Source organism: Bradyrhizobium sp. AZCC 2289, from assembly GCF_036924615.1.
Taxonomy (GTDB): domain Bacteria; phylum Pseudomonadota; class Alphaproteobacteria; order Rhizobiales; family Xanthobacteraceae; genus Bradyrhizobium.
The window spans coordinates 8,386,576-8,407,456 of sequence record NZ_JAZHRY010000001.1; the positions used below are offsets into that span (position 1 = coordinate 8,386,576).

19 protein-coding genes and 1 pseudogene are annotated in these 20,881 nt (G+C 62.2%); 8 read left to right on the plus strand and 12 right to left on the minus strand.

The window, feature by feature from the left end:
- Window positions 1-25 precede the first annotated feature (25 nt).
- From V1289_RS39370 to V1289_RS39395, 6 genes are all read right to left on the minus strand, one after another.
- Complete coding sequence (locus V1289_RS39370; RefSeq protein WP_334404427.1) at window positions 26-994, minus strand: zinc-binding dehydrogenase; 969 nt, start codon at window positions 992-994, stop codon at window positions 26-28.
- A 223-nt stretch (window positions 995-1,217) separates the two neighbouring features.
- Window positions 1,218-2,213 (minus strand): NAD(P)H-dependent flavin oxidoreductase, encoded by a 996-nt coding sequence (locus tag V1289_RS39375; RefSeq protein ID WP_334404429.1) that lies wholly within the window; start codon window positions 2,211-2,213, stop codon window positions 1,218-1,220.
- A 237-nt stretch (window positions 2,214-2,450) separates the two neighbouring features.
- Window positions 2,451-2,879: a CBS domain-containing protein gene (locus V1289_RS39380; RefSeq protein ID WP_334404431.1), complete on the minus strand. Its 429-nt coding sequence runs from the start codon at window positions 2,877-2,879 to the stop codon at window positions 2,451-2,453.
- 257 nt (window positions 2,880-3,136) lie between these two features.
- The gene (gene oxlT, locus V1289_RS39385; RefSeq protein WP_334404433.1) at window positions 3,137-4,450 is read right to left on the minus strand and encodes an oxalate/formate MFS antiporter; all 1,314 of its coding nucleotides are present in this window, start codon (window positions 4,448-4,450) and stop codon (window positions 3,137-3,139) included.
- A gap of 253 nt (window positions 4,451-4,703) precedes the next feature.
- Window positions 4,704-5,990: an oxalate/formate MFS antiporter gene (oxlT, locus tag V1289_RS39390; RefSeq protein WP_334404435.1), complete on the minus strand. Its 1,287-nt coding sequence runs from the start codon at window positions 5,988-5,990 to the stop codon at window positions 4,704-4,706.
- Window positions 5,991-6,245: 255 nt separating this feature from the next.
- Entirely contained in the window at window positions 6,246-6,383 is a 138-nt protein-coding gene (locus V1289_RS39395) for a hypothetical protein (protein WP_171986097.1), read from the minus strand.
- Window positions 6,384-6,760: 377 nt separating this feature from the next.
- Here V1289_RS39395 and V1289_RS39400 point away from each other — a divergent pair.
- From V1289_RS39400 to V1289_RS39410, 3 genes and pseudogenes are all read left to right on the plus strand, one after another.
- Window positions 6,761-7,300, plus strand: a pseudogene (locus V1289_RS39400) (CocE/NonD family hydrolase); the annotation flags it as partial.
- A gap of 14 nt (window positions 7,301-7,314) precedes the next feature.
- Window positions 7,315-8,460 carry a CocE/NonD family hydrolase gene (locus tag V1289_RS39405; protein WP_334404437.1) on the plus strand — a complete coding sequence of 382 codons (1,146 nt, stop codon included), beginning with the start codon at window positions 7,315-7,317 and terminating at the stop codon, window positions 8,458-8,460.
- Window positions 8,461-8,516: 56 nt separating this feature from the next.
- Complete coding sequence (locus tag V1289_RS39410; RefSeq protein WP_334404439.1) at window positions 8,517-9,173, plus strand: TetR/AcrR family transcriptional regulator; 657 nt, start codon at window positions 8,517-8,519, stop codon at window positions 9,171-9,173.
- A gap of 67 nt (window positions 9,174-9,240) precedes the next feature.
- On the opposite strand, the gene frc is transcribed toward V1289_RS39410, so the two are convergent.
- The 3 genes from frc to V1289_RS39425 all read right to left on the minus strand — a co-directional run bounded on the left by frc (window position 9,241) and on the right by V1289_RS39425 (window position 13,081).
- Window positions 9,241-10,518 carry a formyl-CoA transferase gene (frc, locus tag V1289_RS39415; protein WP_334404441.1) on the minus strand — a complete coding sequence of 426 codons (1,278 nt, stop codon included), beginning with the start codon at window positions 10,516-10,518 and terminating at the stop codon, window positions 9,241-9,243.
- A gap of 57 nt (window positions 10,519-10,575) precedes the next feature.
- Entirely contained in the window at window positions 10,576-12,309 is a 1,734-nt protein-coding gene (gene oxc, locus V1289_RS39420) for an oxalyl-CoA decarboxylase (protein WP_334404443.1), read from the minus strand.
- A gap of 76 nt (window positions 12,310-12,385) precedes the next feature.
- Window positions 12,386-13,081, minus strand: coding sequence for a GntR family transcriptional regulator (locus V1289_RS39425; RefSeq protein WP_074280929.1), 696 nt, complete (start codon window positions 13,079-13,081; stop codon window positions 12,386-12,388).
- A gap of 266 nt (window positions 13,082-13,347) precedes the next feature.
- On the opposite strand from V1289_RS39425, the gene V1289_RS39430 reads away from it, so the two are divergent.
- The 5 genes from V1289_RS39430 to V1289_RS39450 all read left to right on the plus strand — a co-directional run bounded on the left by V1289_RS39430 (window position 13,348) and on the right by V1289_RS39450 (window position 18,923).
- The gene (locus tag V1289_RS39430) at window positions 13,348-15,471 is read left to right on the plus strand and encodes an acetate--CoA ligase family protein (RefSeq protein ID WP_334407851.1); all 2,124 of its coding nucleotides are present in this window, start codon (window positions 13,348-13,350) and stop codon (window positions 15,469-15,471) included.
- Window positions 15,472-15,693: 222 nt separating this feature from the next.
- Window positions 15,694-16,014 carry a hypothetical protein gene (locus tag V1289_RS39435; protein WP_334404446.1) on the plus strand — a complete coding sequence of 107 codons (321 nt, stop codon included), beginning with the start codon at window positions 15,694-15,696 and terminating at the stop codon, window positions 16,012-16,014.
- The gene (locus tag V1289_RS39440; RefSeq protein WP_334404448.1) at window positions 15,966-17,198 is read left to right on the plus strand and encodes a tetratricopeptide repeat protein; all 1,233 of its coding nucleotides are present in this window, start codon (window positions 15,966-15,968) and stop codon (window positions 17,196-17,198) included. The genes V1289_RS39435 and V1289_RS39440 overlap by 49 nt, the downstream gene beginning before the upstream one ends.
- 61 nt (window positions 17,199-17,259) lie before the next feature.
- Window positions 17,260-18,297: a tetratricopeptide repeat protein gene (locus V1289_RS39445; RefSeq protein ID WP_334404450.1), complete on the plus strand. Its 1,038-nt coding sequence runs from the start codon at window positions 17,260-17,262 to the stop codon at window positions 18,295-18,297.
- Between the two features lie 239 nt (window positions 18,298-18,536).
- Window positions 18,537-18,923 (plus strand): DUF1236 domain-containing protein, encoded by a 387-nt coding sequence (locus tag V1289_RS39450; RefSeq protein ID WP_334404452.1) that lies wholly within the window; start codon window positions 18,537-18,539, stop codon window positions 18,921-18,923.
- Between the two features lie 57 nt (window positions 18,924-18,980).
- Here V1289_RS39450 and V1289_RS39455 read toward each other — a convergent pair whose 3' ends face one another.
- The 3 genes from V1289_RS39455 to V1289_RS39465 form a co-directional block, all read right to left on the minus strand.
- Window positions 18,981-19,343 carry a VanZ family protein gene (locus V1289_RS39455; protein ID WP_334404453.1) on the minus strand — a complete coding sequence of 121 codons (363 nt, stop codon included), beginning with the start codon at window positions 19,341-19,343 and terminating at the stop codon, window positions 18,981-18,983.
- A gap of 142 nt (window positions 19,344-19,485) precedes the next feature.
- Entirely contained in the window at window positions 19,486-20,100 is a 615-nt protein-coding gene (locus tag V1289_RS39460; RefSeq protein WP_334404454.1) for a thiamine pyrophosphate-dependent enzyme, read from the minus strand.
- A gap of 8 nt (window positions 20,101-20,108) precedes the next feature.
- A complete protein-coding gene (locus V1289_RS39465; protein WP_334404456.1) occupies window positions 20,109-20,711 on the minus strand; it encodes a decarboxylase in 603 nt (200 codons plus the stop codon).
- Window positions 20,712-20,881: the final 170 nt, after the last annotated feature.

Sequence of the window (20,881 nt, forward strand, 5' to 3'; positions counted from 1 at the left end):
GCTCCGGTCCGCGCATCCCTCGCCCCTACAGTGTCACCACGATCTTCCCAAGGTGCTTGTTAGCTTCCATGTGCTCGAACGCCTTGCCGATCTCGGCGAACGGATAAACCTTGTCGATCGGCAATTGCAGTTTTCGGCTCTCCACCGCCGGCCAGATGTCTTTGCGGACTTCGTCAAAGATCTCGCGAATTTCCTCGATCGAGCGGGTGCGGAAGGTGACGCCGATATAGTTGATGCGGCGCGCGGCATGCAGATCGAAGTTGAAATCGCCATGGGTGCCGCCGAGCCGGCCGACATTGACGATGCGGCCCTTGATCTTGGTGGCCTTGAGATTTTGGTTGGCGACGGGGCCTGAAACCTGATCGACGATCAGGTCGACGCCTTCGCCGTTGGTTGCCTTCAGCACCTCGTCGACCCAGCCGGGATCGCTGGAGTCGACCGCCAGATCGGCTCCGAATTCCTTCAGGCGTCCGCGGCGCATCGCATCCGTCGACGACCCGATCACGGTTTTCGCGCCCTTGTATTTCGCGATCTGCATCGCCATCAGCCCGACGCCGGAGCTGGCGCCCTGGATCAACACGGTCTGGCCCGCCTGCAGCGCGCCGTTGGTGACGACCGCGTTATGCATGGTGGCGAGCGCGACGGGGAGGGTGGCCGCCTCGTCAAAGTTCATGTTGGAGGGCGCGCGGAACAAGCGGCCATGGTCGGCCAGCGTATATTCGGCGAAGGCCGCACCGCCGGAGCCCATGATCTTGTCGCCGACCCTGACGCCTTTGGCGTCCGGGCCGAGCTCGGCGACTTCGCCGGCCCATTCCATGCCGAGCACGGTGCCGACGCCGCCGGCCGCGCCATGGGCGTGGCCCTTGGTCATGCCGAGGTCGGCACGGTTGAGGCCGCAGGCGTGAACCTTGACCAGCACCTGGGTGCCTTTCGGCGACGGCTTTGCGACGTCGGTGATTTCAGCGCCGTTGGCGCCGTAGACATAGGCTTTCATGGGATCACTCACGGCTGGAAAGAGGTTTAGGGCAACTCTCAAAGCGGGTTCAGTTTACCTCGCCCCGCTTGCGGTCCGCTTGCGGGGAGAGGTCGGATCGCATCGCAGATGCGATCCGGGTGAGGGGGTACAGGTCTATCAACTAACACCGCTTTCGCGGAGACAGCCCCTCACCCCAACCCTCTCCCCGCAAGTGCGGGGCGAGGGGGAGGAGGGCGGCCGCCTATTCGGCGGCCTGACGCCGGCCGCCGGACATCATGCCTTCGAGGCGGCTTTGGATGATGGCTTCGGCGTCGCGCATGATGCGGGATATCAGTTCGGCGCAGGTCGGGATATCGTGGATCAATCCCTGCACCTGGCCGGCCGACCAGATGCCCTCATCGGCGTCGCCGGTGGCATAGACCATCTTGCCGCGCGCGCCCGCCACGAGTTCGCGGACGTCCTCGAATTTTGCGCCTTCCTTCTCCATCGCGACCACCCTGGTCGAGATCGCGTTCCTGGCGACGCGCGAGGTGTTGCGCATGGTGCGGAAGATCAATTCGGTCTCGCGCTCGTCATTGGCGACGATGCGCTCCTTGACCAGCTGATGGATCGGGCTCTCCCTGGTGCACATGAAGCGGGTGCCCATGTTGATGCCCTCGGCGCCCAGCGCCAATGCGGCGACCAGGCCGCGGCCGTCGCCGAAGCCGCCGGAGGCGATCATCGGGATCTTGACCTTGTCGGCGGCAACCGGGATCAGGATCAGGCCGGGGGTGTCGTCCTCGCCGGGATGGCCGGCGCATTCAAAACCGTCGATCGAAATCGCATCGACGCCCATGCGCTCGGCCGACAGCGCGTGGCGGACGCTGGTGCATTTGTGCACGACCTTGATGCCGTGCTTCTTGAATTCGGTGACGTGCTCCTGCGGCTTGTTGCCGGCGGTCTCGACCACCTTGATGCCGGCCTCGATAATGGCCTGGCGGTATTCGGCGTAAGGCGGCGGCTTGATCGAGGGCAGAATGGTCAGGTTGACGCCGAACGGCTTGTCGGTCAGGCCGCGGCAGCGCGCGATCTCCTTGGTGAGGTCTTCGGGGGTCGGCTGCGTCAGCGCGGTGATGAAGCCGAGCGCGCCGGCGTTGGCGACGGCCGCAACCAGTTCGGCGCGCCCGACCCATTGCATCCCGCCCTGCACGATCGGGTGTTCGACGCCGACAAGTTCGGTGAATCGCGTCTTGATCATGTGCTGCCCTCTGTGTTTCCCCGGCGCGGAATATCGCGCACGTTTGTACGTTTTCGAGGGGCAGGATGCCGTTAGCCCCGGCAAAAGTCTACCGGAGGCGGGGCAGGTCAGGGCATCGCAATCATGCAAAAGCGGGGGCTTTTGTTTCCGCCGGGCGGACATTTCCGTCGTATGAGCCTGCGCCGGCGCTGGACGTGTCTCAGGCCGGCGCGCCGGTGTTCAGGCTCCGAACAAATGTCAGGCCGAAATGGCCAGCGTGGCGTTGGCTTCCTCGTCGAACGCGGTCGAAATGTCGCGGATGCTGATGACGCCGATCAGGCTGTAATTGTCGATCACCGGCAGATGGCGGATGTGGTGCCGGTTCATGAGGCGCCGAACGTGTTCGAGCGAGTCGGACGAACTGCAGGACACCAGTTGTTGCACCGAAATCAGTTGCGACACTTTCAGGTTGACGCCGGCCGCGCCGTGTTCGGCGATCGCGCGCACCACGTCGCGCTCGGTGAACATGCCGACCGCGGTATTGCACTCGGTGCGCACGACGTCCTTGACCACGAGCGCGCTGATATTACCGGAGCGCATCAATTGGCAGGCGATAGCGACCGTCTCGTTCATTCTGATCGTTGCAACACGGCCAGATTTCTTGCGCAGGACGTCTCCGACTTGCATTGCGACCTCCTCTGATGTGAATCTGTGCAAATACTGGTATACATAATGCCAATTGTCAATACCGCGTCGTTCGCTGATCCCCGTTCAAGAAGCACTTATTTTTACGGCAGTAATGCTGACATTCTGACCGCCGGGGACGCATTGATTTTTAAGTGCCTCAGGGGCGAAAATGTTTCGTTGTATTTTGTATTCCTGCGGCGGCAGGCAAAAAAAGAGGCGCACCGGAGTGCGCCTCTTTGTCCGGGACTGGATGGCTGTCAGGCGGCTTTGACCTTGCGCGCCGCCGCTTCCTCGGCGGCGGCTTCGTTGCCCAGGATGAACGCGCGCCGCATCGGCTTGATCACGAACAGTGCCATCAAGGCCGCGGTGGCGTTGAGCGCAACCGCGATCACGAACACCGCCTGCCAGCCGTAGCTGGCGGCGACAACGCTCGCGAGCGGAACCAGCAGCGAGGCGGTTCCTTTTGCGGTGTAGAGCATGCCGTTGTTGGTGGTGGCGTACTTCACGCCGAACGTATCGCCGGAGGTTGCCGGAAACAGGCTGTAGATTTCGCCGAACACGCCGAAGTAAACGGCGGTCGCCAGCACGAACACGATCGGATTGTGGCCGTAGGCCGAGAGCGTCAACAGCATGATCGCGGCCGTTCCGAACGCGATGAACATCGTGTGCTCGCGGCCGATCGTGTCAGACACCCAGCCAAAGAACGGGCGGCCAAAACCGTCGAAGATGCGGTCGAGCGAGATCGCAAAGGTCAACGCGGCCATCTGGAAACCGGCGAGGCTGACGGGCGTGTTGGCGATCTTGTAGTCATGCGCGATCGGCGCAATTTGCGCCGCCGTCATCAGGCCGCCGGCCGCGACCATCACGAACACCGCATACATGACCCAGAAGATCGGGCTGCGCAGCACTTGCGGCGGCGTGAAGTCGATCTTGGTCTGCGGCAAATGGAGCTGCTTCTTTTTCGCGGGCATCGCCACCAATGGCGGACGGATGAAGAAGGCGAGAACGAAAACGATCAGGCCCTGTCCGATGCCGAAAGTGAGAAACGCGCTTTGGTAGCCGCTGGTGGCGATCATGCTCGCGATCGGCACCACGGTGATCGCAGCGCCTGCGCCGAAACCGGCGGCGGTTGCTCCCGCAGCAAGGCCGCGGCGGTCCGGAAACCATTTGAGCGCGTTGCCGACGCAGGTGCCGTAGACTGCGCCGGCGCCGATGCCGCCGAGAACAGCGGCAGCGTAAAGCAGCGTCAGCGAATCCGCGTAGGAATTCAGCACCCAGGCCAGCGCGATCATCACACCGCCGAACATCACGACCAGGCTCGGACCGTATTTATCGACGAACCAGGCTTCGATCGGGACCAGCCAGGTCTCCGTCACCACGAAGATCGTGAACGCGAGCTGGATCGCGGCGCGGCCCCAGTGATTTTTCGCATCGATCGGGTCGACGAACAGCGTCCACCCGTATTGGAGGTTCGCGATCATCGCCATGCAGACGATGCCCATGACGAGCTGAAGCCAGCGGAAGCTGCTGGACGACGGTGCTGAAGCTGTGGCGGTACTGTTGGAAACCATCAAGTCCTCCCCAAGCGCGCTCTTTTGTGTGACCTAGTGTCGCAAGCGTCAGACCGATGTTGGTATACTATATCCCAGAATGCAAGCCCATCCTTAGGCTGTGGTGCGGCATAATCGCGGGACAGCATAATCGCGGGAGAAGTTCCACCGCCCGGCCGGGCCAGTTCGGCACAGCTTCAGGGATGCCGGGCAAAGGAAAAAGCGCTCGACCCAAGGGCCGAGCGCTTCGTTCAGACCGCGTTGATGTTGGCGCTTATGCGCTCGCTTTGGCGACAATCGTCCTGCGCCAGGGTTTCAGCACGGCGAGCGCAAGCAGCGATGCCAGGATGTTGGCGCCGGCGGCGATGACGAACACGGTGTCCCAATGCCCCGACGCCTGCTGCATGTAGTTCGCCATCGGCACCAGCAGCGCGGCAGTGCCTTTGGCCGTATAGAGCAGGCCCGCATTGGTGGTGGCGAATTTCGCGCCGAAAGTGTCGGTGCAGGTCGAGGGGAACAGCGAGTAGATTTCGCCCCAGGCAAAAAACACCAGGCCCGACAGGATCACGAACCAGACCGGATCGTGGCCGAGCATGTACAGCGCCCAGATGCCGACGCCTTCGATGCCGAAGGCGATGAACATCGTGTTCTCGCGGCCGATCATGTCGGAGATCCAGCCGAAGAACGGCCGCGTCAGGCCATTGAGGATTCGATCGATGGTCGCGGCGAACGTCACCGTCGTCATCGTCAACCCGACCAGCGTGACGGAAATGTTGTCGACTTTCCAGTCGACCGCGATCGGTTTGAGATTGGCCGTCACCATCAATCCGCCGGCGCCGACGAGCACGAACATGAAGTACATCAGCCAGAAGATCGGCTCACGGATCACTTCGGTCGGCGCATAGTTGCGGCGGCTCTGGATGACATTACCGCGCTGGACGGTGGCTGGGACCTGTCCCGCTTTCGGTGCGAACAGGAAGAAGGCGAGGATTACGATGATGATGCCTTGTCCGAGACCGAAATAGAGGAAGGTGGTCTGGAAGCCGGAATCCTGGATCATCGCCTGGATCGGCGCGACCGTCAGCGCCGAGCCCGCGCCGAAGCCTGCTGCCGTGATGCCGGCGGCGAGGCCGCGCTTGTCGGGAAACCATTTCAGCGCATTGCCGACGCAGGTGCCGTAGACGGCGCCGGCGCCGATGCCCGCGACGATCATGCCGAGATAGTAGCCGTTGAGCGTGGTCGCCTGCGCGTTGATCGCCCACCCGAGCGCGCAGAGGATGCCGGCGATGAGGACGACAAGGCGCGGACCGTATTTGTCGACGAACCAGCCTTCGACCGGCACCAGCCAGGTTTCGAACAGCACGAAGAGCGTGAAGGCCCACTGGATCGACGCGCGGTCCCAGCCGAATTTTTTCTGGATGTCGGGGACGAAGAACGTCCAGCCATATTGGTAATTTGCGATCATCACCATCGCGGCGACGCCGATCAGGAGTTGCGTCCAGCGATAGGTGTCGCTGACACGGGCGGCTGAGGGGCCCGTTGCCTGAACCATCTCCGTCATAGCTCCCTCCCGATGCGCTTCTGACTTTGTTGAGCGCTATCCGGCGGCCATTTGGCTATTCGACATGCCAAGCTACAAGCGACGCGAGCACAAACGTGCGCAAATGCCGCATAAGCTGCTTGCACCGCCGCGGTAGGAGAGTACTCCAACGCAAGAAAAATGGCCTCGAAAATCGAGGCCATTGGTCGAAGGTAGGATTTCGGATCGCGTCCCGAAACGAAACCAGCGATCGGCAGAACGCCGGGTGCGCGGCGCTCAGAGGCCGATGCGGGGAAGGTCGCCGTTTCGGTTCGCGATTTCGGCGCTCTTCATCAGCAACCGGTCGATGGTGGCCAACAGGCGGCCGAACAGGGTGCTGGAAGGCCGGAGCGTAATCGAAGCAGTCTTGGACATTGTGTCCCCTTTCCTGGTGGGCAGCCGTCAGCCGCCCCGTGATCTCAGGACAATCTAGGTATACCAGATGCCAAGAACAACGCCTTTGTTTGCATAGCAGCAATTTTGCGTGTGCAGTGCAACATCTTGTGATTTTCTCGCCAGAAAAATGCGAATAAGATTTGCATTCACATTAATCTCCAGCTAATGGAGCTCGATGGCCGCCTTCAGCGCGGCCCATTGGGAGAAAGCAGATGCAATTCGTGAACTCGTCCGGAAGAGGCCTTCTCGCATTGATCGCGGGATTGAGCCTGGCTTTCGCCGCGCAGGCCGCTCCGCCATCGAACGATGGCGTTCCGCACGCGCACGAAGAGGTCGCGCTGAAAAGCGGAGCGACGATGATTTACGACCAGAATGTCGCCGTGACCTTGCGCGACGGTCACATTGTCTACGCCAATGTTTTTCGTCCCAGGAAGCCCGGAACCTATCCGGTCGTGATGGCGCAGGGGCCGTACGGCAAGGATGCAACGTTTCAGGGCGCCTATGCGGCGGGCTGGGCTCAACTGCTGAAGGCAAACCCGGACGTCTCCGTGCAATCTTCCTGTCGCTTCATGCGCTGGGAGCACACCGATCCTGAGCGATGGGTGGGAGACGGCTACGCCGTCATCGCGCTCGACGTGCGCGGCTCGGGTTATTCGCCGGGCTATCTCGATCTGGGGTCGGCGCGCGAGGCGCGGGACTTCTACGATGCGATTGAATGGGCCGCCGGTCAGTCCTGGTCGAACGGCAAGGTGGGCCTGCTCGGCATCTCCTACATGGCCATCAATCAATGGCAGGTCGCGGCGTTGCAGCCGCCTCATCTTGCCGCGATCATTCCATGGGAAGGTGCCTCCGACCTGTATCGGGAGGCTCTGTTTCACGGAGGTATCGAGAGCAACGTCTTTCTTCAGCTATGGTTCAAATCCTTCCCAATCAGAACGGCAACGCGCTCACGGCCTACAAGGATCCCGGAACCGGGCTGGCGCCGACCGGCGCGCCGCTTGGGGAGGTTCTGCTCAAGGCCAACCGGAGGAATCTGGTCGACGACGCGCACGATCATTCCTTGCTCGATGCCTACAATCTGGAGCGCAATGCGATGCTGGGTCGAATCCGCACGCCATTGCTGTCGGCCGGCAACCTCTCGGCGCCGGGGCTGCATGGCAGGGGCAATTACGAGGGATTTGTCCAGGCGGCCTCGATGGAGAAGTGGCTCTTTCTGCACACCGGGACGCACGACGACAGCTTCTACAGCGACGAAGGGATCGCGCTTCAGCATCGGTTCTTCGATCACTATCTGAAGGGTATCGACAACAAGTGGGAGACGACGCCTCCTGTGTCCCTGGTCGAGCGCGATCCGGCGCGCGCCAACTGGACGACGCGATCCGAACAGGGCTGGCCGATTCCCCGGACCCGGTATGTCAGCTATCATCTAGATGCGAAGGATCGCCGGCTGAGCACCGAGCCGGCAAAGGCGGAAGCCGCGTTGACGTTCGATGCCGGAAAGACCGCCGCCGTGTTCGAGATGGCATTCGATCGGACCATGGAGTTCACCGGACCGCTTGCCGCCCATCTCTGGATCGCCTCGTCCACCACGGATGCGGATTTGTTCGTTACGCTGCAGCTCTTCGACGAGAAGGGGCGCGAGGTCACCTTCCTCGGTGCTTCGGATACGGCCTCGCCTTTGGCCCAGGGCTGGCTGCGCGCATCACGGCGCAAGCTCGACGTCGAGCGATCGAAGTCCTACCAGCCCCGGTACACCTTCGACGAGGTACAGAAGCTGACCCCTGGCCAGTTCTATCCGGTCGACGTCGAGATCTGGCCGACGTCGGTCATGGTTCACTCCGGATACAAATTGGCGCTGCGGATCGAAGGCGCCGATTTTCAGCGCCCGCCCGCCAATGCCGGTGAAAATGCGATGGGAGGACGCGGTTCGGGCGTGTTCCTGCACAGCGATCCGGTCGACCGGCCGCCGCCCGAGTTCAACGGCGTGACGACCATCGCCGCGGGGGGAGCGCATGATTCGTTCCTCGTGCTGCCGGCGATCCCGCGCAGCGAATGAGGCAGGGCCGGGCCGGCGCGTTGTTGGACTGCCGACATGATGGTATTGCTGCCGTCATGTCGACATTCGAAACGTCACCTCACGTCCTGCGGCCGCAGCAGCAGCGCAGCCGTGCGGCGCTGGCGAAGATCGTGACGGCCGCCGAACAGCTGCTGAGGACGAAAGGCGTCGACGGCTTTTCGATGGCCGAGGTGGCGGAGGCGTCCGCATTGCCGGTAGGAAACATCTACCGCCGCTTTCGCGGCAAGGAGGAGTTGCTTCAGGCGATCAAATACGACGTTACCGCGCGCATCGAGTCCGCGGTCGACGAGCGTCTGGCGCTGCGCCAGTTCAGGGACATTTCCGATCTGATCCTCCGCTTCGCCGGCGCGACATGCGACACCTTCGCCGGCGACGAGACATTGTATCGCGCGCTGTTCTCCGTACAGACCGGCAGTTCGGCGATGGACCGAATCGGCGCAAGCGGGCGGCGCCGCATTTTCTCCAGATATCGCGAGGCGCTGCTCCCGTTCCTGGAAGGCGTCGCGAAGGACAAGGCCGAACTCATGGTCCGTGTGTCGTTTCATATCATCACGGCGGCGATCCTCGCAAAGGCGCGAGCGTCGGACGAGGCGCTCAACGATCTGTCGTGGACGGCGCTGGGCGACGAATTCGGACGCGCAGCCCTGGCGTATCTGGAAGCCAACCTCGATTCGATTTCGAAGCGCGGTTGATTGCCAAAACGAAAAGGCCGCCGGAACTCCGGCGGCCTTGCTAAGGTTTTCAAAACGGGTGCAGCGCCTACTCCGCTGCCTGCTTCCGCGGCGGATCGAGGGCGCCGGAAGCGTGGATCTCGGCGACCTGATGGTCGGTGAAGCCGAGCACCTGGCGCAGGATTTCGTCGGTGTGTTCGCCGAGCAGCGGCGAACGGGTGACCTCGCTCGGGCTGTCCGACATCTTGATGGGATTGCCGACCGAAAAGTACTTGCCGCGGGTCGGATGATCGACCTCGACCACGGTGCCGGTCGCGCGCAGCGACTGGTCCTCGATGATCTCCTTCATCGACAGGATCGGGCCGCAGGGGATGTCGTCCTTGTTGAGGATATCCATCGCCTCGAACTTGGTCTTGGTCATCGTCCACTGTTCGATGCGCGCGAAGATTTCGTTCAATCGCGACAGCCGGGCCGGCGGCTTGGCGTAATCCGGATGGGTCTTCCAGGTCGGCTCGCCGATCACGTCGCAGATCTTCTCCCAGACCGGTGCTTGCGTGATGAAATAGATGTAGGCGTTGGGATCGGTCTCCCAGCCCTTGCATTTGAGGATGCGGCCGGGCTGACCGCCGCCGGAATCGTTGCCGGCGCGCGGCACCGCGTCGCCGAACGGAATGCCCTCGCCGAACTGGCTGTATTCCTTCAGCGGACCATGGGCGAGGCGCTGCTGGTCGCGCAACTTGACGCGGGCAAGGTTCAAGACCCCGTCCTGCATCGCGGCGGTGACCTTCTGGCCCTTGCCGGTGACGGTGCGCTGATAGAGCGCGGTGACGATGCCGAGCGCCAGATGCAGGCCGGTGCCGCTGTCGCCGATCTGCGCGCCGGTGACGAGCGGCAGCCCGTCGCGGAAGCCGGTGGTGGAGGCGGCGCCGCCGGTGCACTGCGCGACGTTCTCATAGACCTTGCAGTCTTCATACGGTCCGGGGCCAAAGCCCTTGATCGAGGCCACGATCATCTTCGGGTTGATGCTCTGGATCTTCTCCCAGGGGAAACCCATGCGGTCGAGCACGCCGGGGCCGAAATTCTCCACCAGCACGTCGCAGCTCTTGATCAGCGCGGTGAGGACTTCCTTGCCCTTCGGGTTCTTGGTGTCGAGCGTGATCGAGCGCTTGTTGTGGTTGAGCATGGTGAAGTACAGGCTGTCGACATTCGGTTTGTCCTGCAGCTGGCCGCGCGTGATGTCGCCGACGCCGGGGCGCTCGACCTTGATCACGTCGGCGCCGAACCAGGCCAGCAATTGCGTGCAGGTCGGTCCCGACTGGACGTGGGTGAAATCGAGAATGCGTACGCCCTCGAGCGCCTTTGTCATCGTCTTTGCTCCGTACTATGCCCCGCGACCGCAGGGCGTATTGGGTTGAAGGTCTGTTCACTTCTTCTTCAAGATGCTTTGCGGATTGAGGTTGCCGATGCGGCCGCTTTCGGAGCCGGCGGCGGGATCGATCACCGCGTTGATCAGGGTCGGCTTGCCGGAATCCATCGCCTCGTTGACGGCGCGCTTCAGTTCATCCGGTGAGGTCGCGTTGACGCCGACGCCGCCGAACGCTTCCATCATCCGGTCGTAGCGCGAGCCCTTGACGAACACGGTCGGCGCCGGATCGGCGCCCACCGAATTGACGTCGGTGCCGCGGTAGATGCCGTCATTGTTGAAGATGACGATGCAGACCGGCAGCTTGTAGCGGCAGATCGTCTCGACCTCCATGCCGGAGAAGCCGAACGCCGAGTCGCCTTCGACCGCGAGCACCGGCTTGCCGGTCTCGATTGCGGCCGCAATGGCATAGCCCATGCCGATGCCCATCACGCCCCAGGTGCCGACGTCGAGCCGCTTGCGCGGCCGGTACATGTCGATGACGCCGCGGGCGAGATCGAGGGTGTTGGCGCCCTCGTTGACGAGGATGGCGTCCGGCCGTTCCTTGACGATGGTCCGGAGCACGCCGAGCGCGCCGTGGTAGTCCATCGGCGAGTTGTTGTTCATCAGCCGCGGCGCCATCTTGGCGACGTTCTCTTCGCGCTTCTTGGCGACCGCGCCGGTCCAGTCGGACGGCGCCGCCGCCCAGTTGGCGCCCATGCCCTCGAGCAGCGCCGTGACGCAGGAGCCGATGTCGCCGACCACGGGGGCGACGATCTCGACATTGGAGTCCATCTCCTTCGGCTCGATGTCGATCTGGATGAACTTCTTCGGCTGATCGCCCCAACTCTTGCCCTTGCCGTGCGACAACAGCCAGTTGAGGCGCGCCCCGATCAGCATCACGACGTCGGAGTCCTTCAGCACCGTCGAACGCGCCGCGCCGGCGCATTGCGGATGGGTGTCGGACAACAATCCCTTGGCCATGCTCATGGGGAGGAACGGAATGCCGCTCTTCTCGACCAGGCTCTTGATCGCGTCATCGGCCTGGGCGTAGGCCGCGCCCTTGCCGAGGATGATCAGCGGACGTTTTGCGCCCTTGAGGACGTCGAGCGCGCGCTTGACCGCCGAGGGCGCGGGTATCTGCGCCGGCGCGGCGTCGATCACCTTGACCAGCGACTTCTTGCCGGCCTCGGCATCCATCACCTGGCCGAACAGTTTGGCGGGCAAATCGAGATAGACGCCGCCCGGGCGCCCCGAGACCGCGGCGCGGATCGCGCGCGCCAGCCCGATGCCGATGTCGGCGGCGTGCAGCACGCGGAACGCCGCCTTGCACAGCGGCTTGGCGATCGCGAGCTGGTCCATCTCCTCATAGTCGCCCTGCTGCAGGTCGACGATCTCGCGCTCGGACGAGCCCGAGATCAGGATCATCGGAAAACAGTTGGTGGTGGCGTGGGCCAGCGCGGTGAGGCCGTTGAGAAAACCCGGCGCCGAAACCGTCAGACAAACGCCGGGCTTTTTGGTCAGGAAGCCCGCGATCGACGCCGCGTTGCCGGCGTTCTGCTCGTGGCGGAACGAGATGACCCGGATGCCCGCGGCCTGCGCCATGCGGCCGAAATCCGTGATCGGAATGCCGGGCACCCCGTAGATCGTGGTGAGCCCGTTGAGCTTCAGCGCATCGATCATCAGGTTAAAGCCGTCGGTCAGCTCGCGCTCGGCTTCAGTTGCATCAATGCTCTTCGCTGCAGTTACGGACATTCCACTTTCTCCCTGATCATTTCTCGGCGTGGACGAGTGCGTCGTCTTCTCTGTGAAGTTGGTCGCTTGCGTAAACTTAAGTAAACAGCTCTTGGCCGTGCGCCTCGACGTAGGCGGCGAGCCCCAGCGTGTGATCGCGGGCGCGCTTCTCGGCAAGCTCGGTGTCGCGCGCTTCGAGCGCTTCGATGATGCCCATATGTTCGGGCAGCGAGGTCGCGGTGCGATCCTTCCGTCCGATCGTCAGCTGCCGATAGCCACGCACATGCAGCAGGATGTCGTTGGTCATGTCGACCAGCACCGGTGATTCCGAAAGCGAGATCAGCGCCTGATGGAAGGCGATGTTGGCCTTGGAATATTCCTCGATATGGTCCTGCGGCAGACGGTCCTGGTTGAAATCCTTGAAGAAATCGCGCAGCGCCGTGATGTCCTTCTTGCGCGCCGTGGTCGTGATCAGCCTTGCTGCCATGCTCTCCAGCGCCGCCCAGGCGCGGATCATGTCAACGATCTCGGTCTTGGTGCGGCGGACCACGACGATGCCGCGGCGCGGCACGGTCTTGACGAAGCCGTCCTGCTCGAGCATCGCGATCGCTTCGCGTATCGGCGTGCGGCTGACGCCGAGGCGCTCGGACAGCGCGCGCTCATCGAGCATCACCTGTTCGGGCGTCGCATAGATATCCATCTTGAGAATGGCTTCCTTCAAGGCCTCATAGGCCTTGTTCTTGAAGCTCGTCTCAGGCGCAATCCGAACGATCGCGATATCTGCCTCAGCCATAGCAGGCAACGCCTTGGGTTGTTTACGTGCGGGCACGATTCGTCTCCATCCATTGGGAGACGTCTTGTAGCAGAAGAATACCGCAAGATTTTTGGCATACCAAATGCCAGATTGTCAAGTTGCCCGTGTTTTCAGCGTTTCCACAGGTTCGTCGGTCTTGACAATCTCTTCGCTGGCATACCAAATGCCATCAAATTAGCCCCAGGAGGAAGCCAATGTCAAATTCTGCAGATGCGGCCCGCAAGATCCCCGATCCTGTGGCGCCAATGCCAAAACATGCCGTCCGCAAAGTGCTCGATGCGGTCAAGGCGGATAAACGCACCAGCCTGACGGCGCCGGAAGGCAAACTGGTGTGCGATGCCTACGGCATCCCGGTCCCGAAAGAGGGCGTGGCCAAATCTGCCAGCGCAGCCGCGAAGCTCGCGGCCGACATGGGCTTCCCGGTGGTGATGAAGATCGTCTCGCCGGACATCCTGCACAAGACCGAAGCGGGCGGCGTGGTAGTCGGCGTCAAGACCGCGGCCGATGCCGAAAAGAGTTATGAGACCATTCTGGCGAATGCCAAGAAGTATAAAGCCGATGCCAAGATCGAGGGCATCCAGGTCCAGCAGATGCTGGCCGGCGGCACCGAGGTCATCGTCGGCTCGATCACCGACGGCTCGTTCGGCAAGCTCGTTGCCTTCGGCCTCGGCGGCGTGCTGGTTGAGGTGCTGAAGGACATCACTTTCCGCCTCGCGCCCGCAACCAGGGACGACGCGCTGTCGATGCTCGACGGCATCCAGGCCCATGACATGCTGAAGGGCGTGCGCGGCGGCGATCCGGTCAGCCGCGAGGCGCTGGCCGACGTCATCGTCAAGGTGTCGCAGCTCGTCAGCGACTTCCCCGAAATCGTCGAACTCGATCTCAACCCGGTATTCGCCACCAAGAAGGATGCGATCGCCGCCGACGTGCGCATCGTCGTCGACTTCGACTACAAGCCCCGTCCGGCGCCGCGCTCGAACGAGGAAATCGTCACCGCGATGAGCCGGATCATGCAGCCGAAGGCGGTTGCCGTGATCGGCGCCTCTGCCGAAGACGGCAAGATCGGCAACTCGGTGATGAAGAACCTGATCAATGGCGGCTACAAGGGCGAGATCTATCCGATCCACCCGAAGGCATCAGAGATTCTCGGCTACAAGGCCTACAAGAGCGTCAAGGATGTGCCCGGTGTGATCGACACCGCGGTGTTTGCTATCCCTGCAAAATTCGTCGCCGGCGCGCTGGTCGAATGCGGCGAGAAGAAGATCCCCGGCGCGGTTCTGATTCCGTCGGGCTTTGCCGAAGCGGGCGCGCCCGAATTGCAGGCCGAGATCGTCGAAATCGGCCAGAAGTACAATGTCCGTCTGATGGGACCGAACATCTACGGCTTCTATTATACGCCGGCCAATCTCTGCGCCACGTTCTGCACGGCCTATGACGTCAAGGGCCACGCGGCATTGTCGTCGCAGTCCGGCGGCATCGGCATGGCGATCATCGGCTTCTCGCGCTCGGCCAAGATGGGTGTCTCCGCGATCGTCGGCCTCGGCAACAAGTCCGATATCGACGAGGACGATCTGCTCGCCTTCTTCGAGCAGGATCCGAACACCAATCTGATCGCCCAGCACTGCGAAGACCTGAAGGATGGCCGCGCCTTTGCGGAAGCGGCAAAACGGGTTTCGAAGAAGAAGCCGGTGATCGTGCTCAAGGCCGGCCGCACCTCGGCCGGCGCCAAGGCAGCAAGCTCGCACACCGGCGCGCTTGCCGGTAACGACAAGATCTACGAGGACGTGTTCAAGCAGTCCGGCGTGATCCGCGCCCGCAGCTTGAGGCAGTTGCTCGAATTCGCGCGCGGCGTGCCGGTGCTGCCGACGCCGAAGGGTGAGAACATCCTGATCATCACCGGCGCGGGCGGCTCCGGCGTGCTGTTGTCGGACTCGGTGGTCGACAACGGGATGTCGCTGATGGCGATGCCGCCGGATCTCGATGCGGCGTTCCGGAAATTCATCCCGCCGTTCGGCGCCGCCGGCAATCCCGTCGACATCACTGGCGGCGAGCCGCCGATCACCTACGTCAACACCGTCAAGCTCGGTCTGTCGGACGACCGCATCCACGCGCTGATCCTCGGTTACTGGCACACCATCGTGACGCCGCCGATGGTGTTCGCCCGCAACATGGTCGAGGTGAAGAAGGAGATGGAGGCCAAGGGCTTTGTGAAGCCGATGGTCGCCTCGCTCGCCGGCGACGTCGAGGTCGAGGAGGCCGCCGAATATCTCTACCAGAACGGCATCCCGTCCTATGCCTATTCGACCGAACTGCCGGTCGAGGTGCTGGGCGCCAAATACAAATGGGCGCGCGGCGCGGGATTGCTGTAAGCGATTTGAACGCGAGCCAATAGAAAATGCCGCCCGATCGTCGGGCGGCATTTTGCTTTTGGCGGGAATGCAACCGTAGCGGTCGCGATACAGGTTCCGTTCAGCCTTGGCGGTGTAGTTGGCGCCCTGCAACGCGCATTCGCTAAAAATTTAGCTGTCGGATTTACCGACGAGCCAACTCCTGCGTGTATGCCTCCAGGGCCTGAGAACAAGAGCCCGAACATGATCGACCGGAACATTGCGTGCATTGCCTTCACCTTGGCTGCCCTCGGGTGCTCGAGCCAGGTATCGTCGGGTGCTTCGATACGGGATACCGGCGCCGGCTGCTTCGCCCGCGACGGCAATGACATTCTCGATCGTCGATCGTGCACGGCGGAAGCGAGCACCGATCTTACCAGCGGGATCCGCATTTGCAGTGGCCAGACGATCCGCGCGACTTCAGGTGCGGCGCTGCTCGCCACAGTCGCGGACATCAGGTCGGTCCAGCAAAAACTGTGTCCCAGATCGAACGCGTTGGCTCCAGTGTCGTATTTCTTGCAGTGAGTTTGGTGATGATGCGGGGCGCTGTCTTCGGCTCATTTTTGATGGCAAGTGTTGCGGGCGCTGGTCCCGAGGCGGCCTTCGCGCTGGAATCGGTCGGGTGCTCGCTCGCACAGGTCGAAACAAGTCCCGACACGGCGATCGAGCCGTGCTCGAAGATCATCGTTGAGGAGACGACGTCAGCTGCCGATCGTGGCTATGCCTTGTTCATCAGGGGCATGGGCTATCACAACACCAAGCGCTTCGATCTCGCGCGACAAGATTACGACGCAGCGATCGGCCTGACACCCGAAAACGAGGAGCTGTTTGTAGCCCGTGCCAACATTGCGTTTCGCGGGGGGCGTCAGGAGGAAGGCGTATCCTTCCTTCAAAAGGCCTTGGCCCTGAACCCGTCAAACGGGCACGCGCTGCGCACGATCGGAGCGAAGTTGGAGACCTCTGGTCACAGGGAGCAGGCCAATCGTTACTACGCAATGGCATTGGCGGCAGACCCAAAGGATGCCTATGCGCTGATATTCCGCAGCAGAAACAACACCGAGCAACGGCAATTTGATGAAGCTCTGAAGGACGCCGATGTGTTGGTCTCAATGCCACCTGCCGACATCAACCGCCAGGGCTACCTGGACTACAAGGGTGATCGTTTAGACTTCCATGTTCTCGCCCTGGAGAATCGTGCACGGGTTTACGATGGACTCCGCCAGCCCGAGCGGGTCGATCAGGATCTCAATGCTGCTGTCGCCTATAACCGTTCAGCGCTCTCGCTGGCGGTCCGGGGTAAATTCCTCGCCTATAAGGACGGACGGGAAAGGGAGGCGCTTTCCGACCTGGATGACGCGATATCGCTTGGCTCGGTCGATACTGACGCGTTTTATGCGAAGGGCGTGGTGCATATGCGTCTTCGGAAGGCTCAGGACGCGCTGGCTGCATTCGATGGTGCCCTGAAGCTCGCTCCGCATTTCGGTTTAGCCCTGCGAATGCGCGCCACCGTGTACCGGGAACTGGATCAGACCGACCTCGCCGTTGCCGACACCTTGCATGCTGTGGCGGTCAGTCCCGCAGAACGCCGGGGTACCATGCACGCCCTGAGCCGTGCCGGATATTGGCGATCAAGCGAGGACCTCACCGAACTGACGCCTGCCTTCGAAGATGCGGTCCGGGCTTGCATGCTTGATAAGTATTGTAACTGAGGCAGAAATGTCACCTGGCATAAACCGTCTCTGTGCAGTCGCCGCGGTTCTTGCGGTCGGATTGTTGATCGCGCCGTGTCTCGCATTCGACCGCTTGGGAACCGCCGGTCCCATCCGCTCATGGGGTGGCAAGACCTGCAATGGTGGCTATGCGGCCATCAAAAGAGGCGAATGCGATCCGCCTCCGGTAAACGCAACGTCCTTCCCCGAACGCCGGTCGCAGGAGCGAATCGAGCGAGCCAAACAGTTGATTTCGCTCATCCGGCTCGAGCAGGCCATCCTCGAGTTGGACGCAGCAATCGCCGACGATCCCGCCAATACTGCGGCTCTACTACTGCGGGGACGCCTGAGGATACCCGGCAAATCCGGCGAAGCGATGAACGATGTTGAACTGGCGCTCCGAATCAACCCGGCGGATTCCAACGCATTGGCGACGAGAGCGTACCTGTTTTTCGACAAGGACGAGCAGGTTGCGCTACAACACGTCAACAAGGCTCTTGAAATTGATCCTGCGAATGTCGACGCGCTCTGGATTCGTTCGCTTATCCTTGCTCGGATTGGCAGTCTCAACGAAGCCGAGGAGAGCTTGAGTTCTGCTCTTACGCTTGAGCCGGACAATCCCAGAAATCTGCTGTTCCGAGCCCAAATTCGTATGCGAATGGGCAAGGCGAGCGAAGCTGGGAATGACGCAACCGCATTGCTTGCAGTACGACCCACCAGGGATGCTTTTCAGATACGCGCGATCGTGCGGGCAATGTCCGGCAACTATGCCGGCGCGCTCGACGATTTGAATGCCATCCTCGCAAAACCGGAGGATCAGCCCCCCATGCTTCCAGCCGGACCGGGTTTCGTGGATCTGTATGTTCAGCGCGCGATTGCGTTGACCCGAACCGGGAAGCCTGCAGAAGCGAAGCGGGATTTGGAATCCATCGTCAGGTTCGGCGGCGTTCGCGCAGTCCTGCAGATGCAGGTTTATCTTCGCAGTCACGGATTTCCGGATGTGAAACTGGACGGCGCGCGGTCGGATCAGCTCGATGACGCCCTTCAGGCCTGCTTTATCAACGACGCATGTGGACGCGGCATCAGCATTCCGGGATAGCATGAGTATTCGGACTTCCTCGGGGCAGTAGGGGCGGAAGCAATAGACCTACACCGGCAACTTCCGCTTCTGGTGCGGCCCTTGATGGCGGTCGCCCCCACAGCGCACTAGGTTCCGGTCCGGTTCCGATTGCACGCACAAACAAAAATGTCGCTAGGTGGCGATATTCGCGGCAGGTGGAACCGGAACATCTTTTTGTCCCCACGGTTGAACCGCGTCATCAATCACTGGAGGACACGATGAACAACCGTCTTGCCGTTTCGCTGATCGCTACCTCGCTGCTGATCTCTAGCGCGGCTTTCGCTCAATCGACCACCGCGCAGGGCGCTCGCGATGGCGCGCGCGCCGGTGGCGACGTAGCCGGTCCGGTCGGCGAAGTCGTTGGCGGCACCGTGGGTGCGGCCGTCGGCGCCGGTCTGGAAATTCCGAATGCGGTGTTTTCGGCGATCCCGCGAGGCGAGCCGTCGGTCGTGGTCCGTGAGCGCGTCGTGGTCGGCGAGCCGCTGCCGCCGACCGTCGAATTGCGGACCGTGCCGAGCCACACCGAATATCGTTATGCGGTCGTCAATGATCGCCGCGTGATCGTGGAGCCGCGCACCCGCAAGGTCATCAAGATCATCGATTGATCGTAACCTGGCTTTCAGATTGATCCTCGCGGGATTTTTGCCCGCGGGGATTTTCTGTCAGGAAGTGCCGATGTTCGGCCGGCGGGTTCGCTTGATCATCCAGTCCAGCGCCGCCGCCATCGCCAACCCAACACAGGCCGCCAACGCATCGACGGCGAAATCCTCGAGCCGGGCATGCCGCCCCGGCGCCCAGAATTGCAGGATCTCGAGCACGCCGATCAGGACGACGGCGACCGCCGTCGTCATCAGCCGGTTACGGCCATAGGCCACCCCGAACGCGATGCCAACCAGGACGAAGGCGAGGGCATGTTCGCCGTCCTGGCCGAGGTCGGAATGCGGCCGATAGGATGGCGGACCGAGCGTTGCGAACGCAACGGCCGCGGCCAACGCCCAGGCGAGCAGTCTGAAGATCCGGTTCATCGTGCCGGATTAGCACGGTTTGTCCGCCTGATATCGTTCACGCCGACTCGAGGTGCGCGTGTGGTTAATACGCCAATTGCCCCAGATTGACGCGTTTTCTTTGCGCGAACCGGTACCCACTTCGCTTGAAAACGCTATGTATCTACAGCGGTTCCCGCACGCCCATGCCGTGCATGAAGCGCTCCCGGATTTGTACGGGATCGCGGCGGGTGGTGCCGACACCCGGCTTGTCGTCGATCCGCACGCCGATCAGGGTCGGCCCCGTGGCCGCCATGGATTGATCGATCAGGCGCTCGAAATCCTCCTCGTCCGCCGCCCAGGCGCTGTTGACGAGACCGCACGCGACCGCGATCGCGACGATGTCGGCTACCGCGGCGGCCGGCGTCGGCTGCGCCCCGGTGATCTGGTAGACGCCGTTGTCCATCACCACCATGGTGAGGTTCTTCGGCGCCAATGTCGCAATGGTCGACAGCGAGCCGAGCTGCATCAGCAGCGAGCCGTCGCCTTCGAGCGCGAAGATGCGGCGCTTCGGTTGCGCCAGCGCCACGCCGAGCGCGATCGGGAAGGCGAGGCCCATGCTGCCGAGCATGTAGAAGTTCTGCGGGCGGTGCCCGGCGGCCCACAAATCGAAATTGGTGTTGCCGATGCCGCCGATCACGGCTTCCTCATGCTCGAGCTTTTTGATCAGCCGCGAGGTGAGATCGAAGCGGTTCATCACCTTGGTGTTGCGCGCAGGCAGGTTGGTTGCGGTGTTCATGCGATCACTCACTTGTCGAAGGTTTTGCCGCCGGTCAACAGCGGCGAGAGGATCAGCGCCACCGGCGCCTGGGTGGTGATGGCCTGCTTGATCGAGCGATCGACGATGAACTCGAACTCTTCGAGCCGGGTGCAGGTGTGATGCTCCATGGCGAGCGAATCCAGCACCGGACGCATGGTGCGGCACACCAGCGACTGGCCGTAATTGAACTCGCCGAGCGTGCCGCGCTCGGACACGAACATGATCAGCGGGATCTGATAGGGGATCGCCAGCGACGCCAGCACGTTCGCCAGCGTCGCGAAGCCGGAGGTCTGCATCAGCACCGCGCCGCGCATGCCGCCCATCCAGGCGCCGGAGACGATGCCGACCGCCTCTTCCTCGCGCGCGGTGGGAAAAGTCGTAAAGAACGGATCGGCGTGGATGTTCTTGATCAGCGTGGTCAGCACGCGGTCAGGCACATAGGGCACCAGGCGGATGTCGTTGCGCTTGAGCGCCTGCAGCACGATGCCGTGCCAGCTCTTCTCGCCAGAGCTCTTCTCGCCAGAGCTCTTGTCGTCAGAGGTCTTCTTGTCAGAAGTTTTGGGCGAGGTTCGCTGCTCCGCAACCGCCATCTTGTTCTCCCTTGTTTCGCGACGATTTTCGTTCGCGATCCAAATCGCGGTCGTCTTGCTGTGGCGCGAAACTTGACGCGACCAGCGGGATTGTCAACATGCCCTGTCGTTACCGTGGTCTGCGCGCGGCGGCGATGCCGCCATTCTGTCGGCATGCCACAATGTGAGAT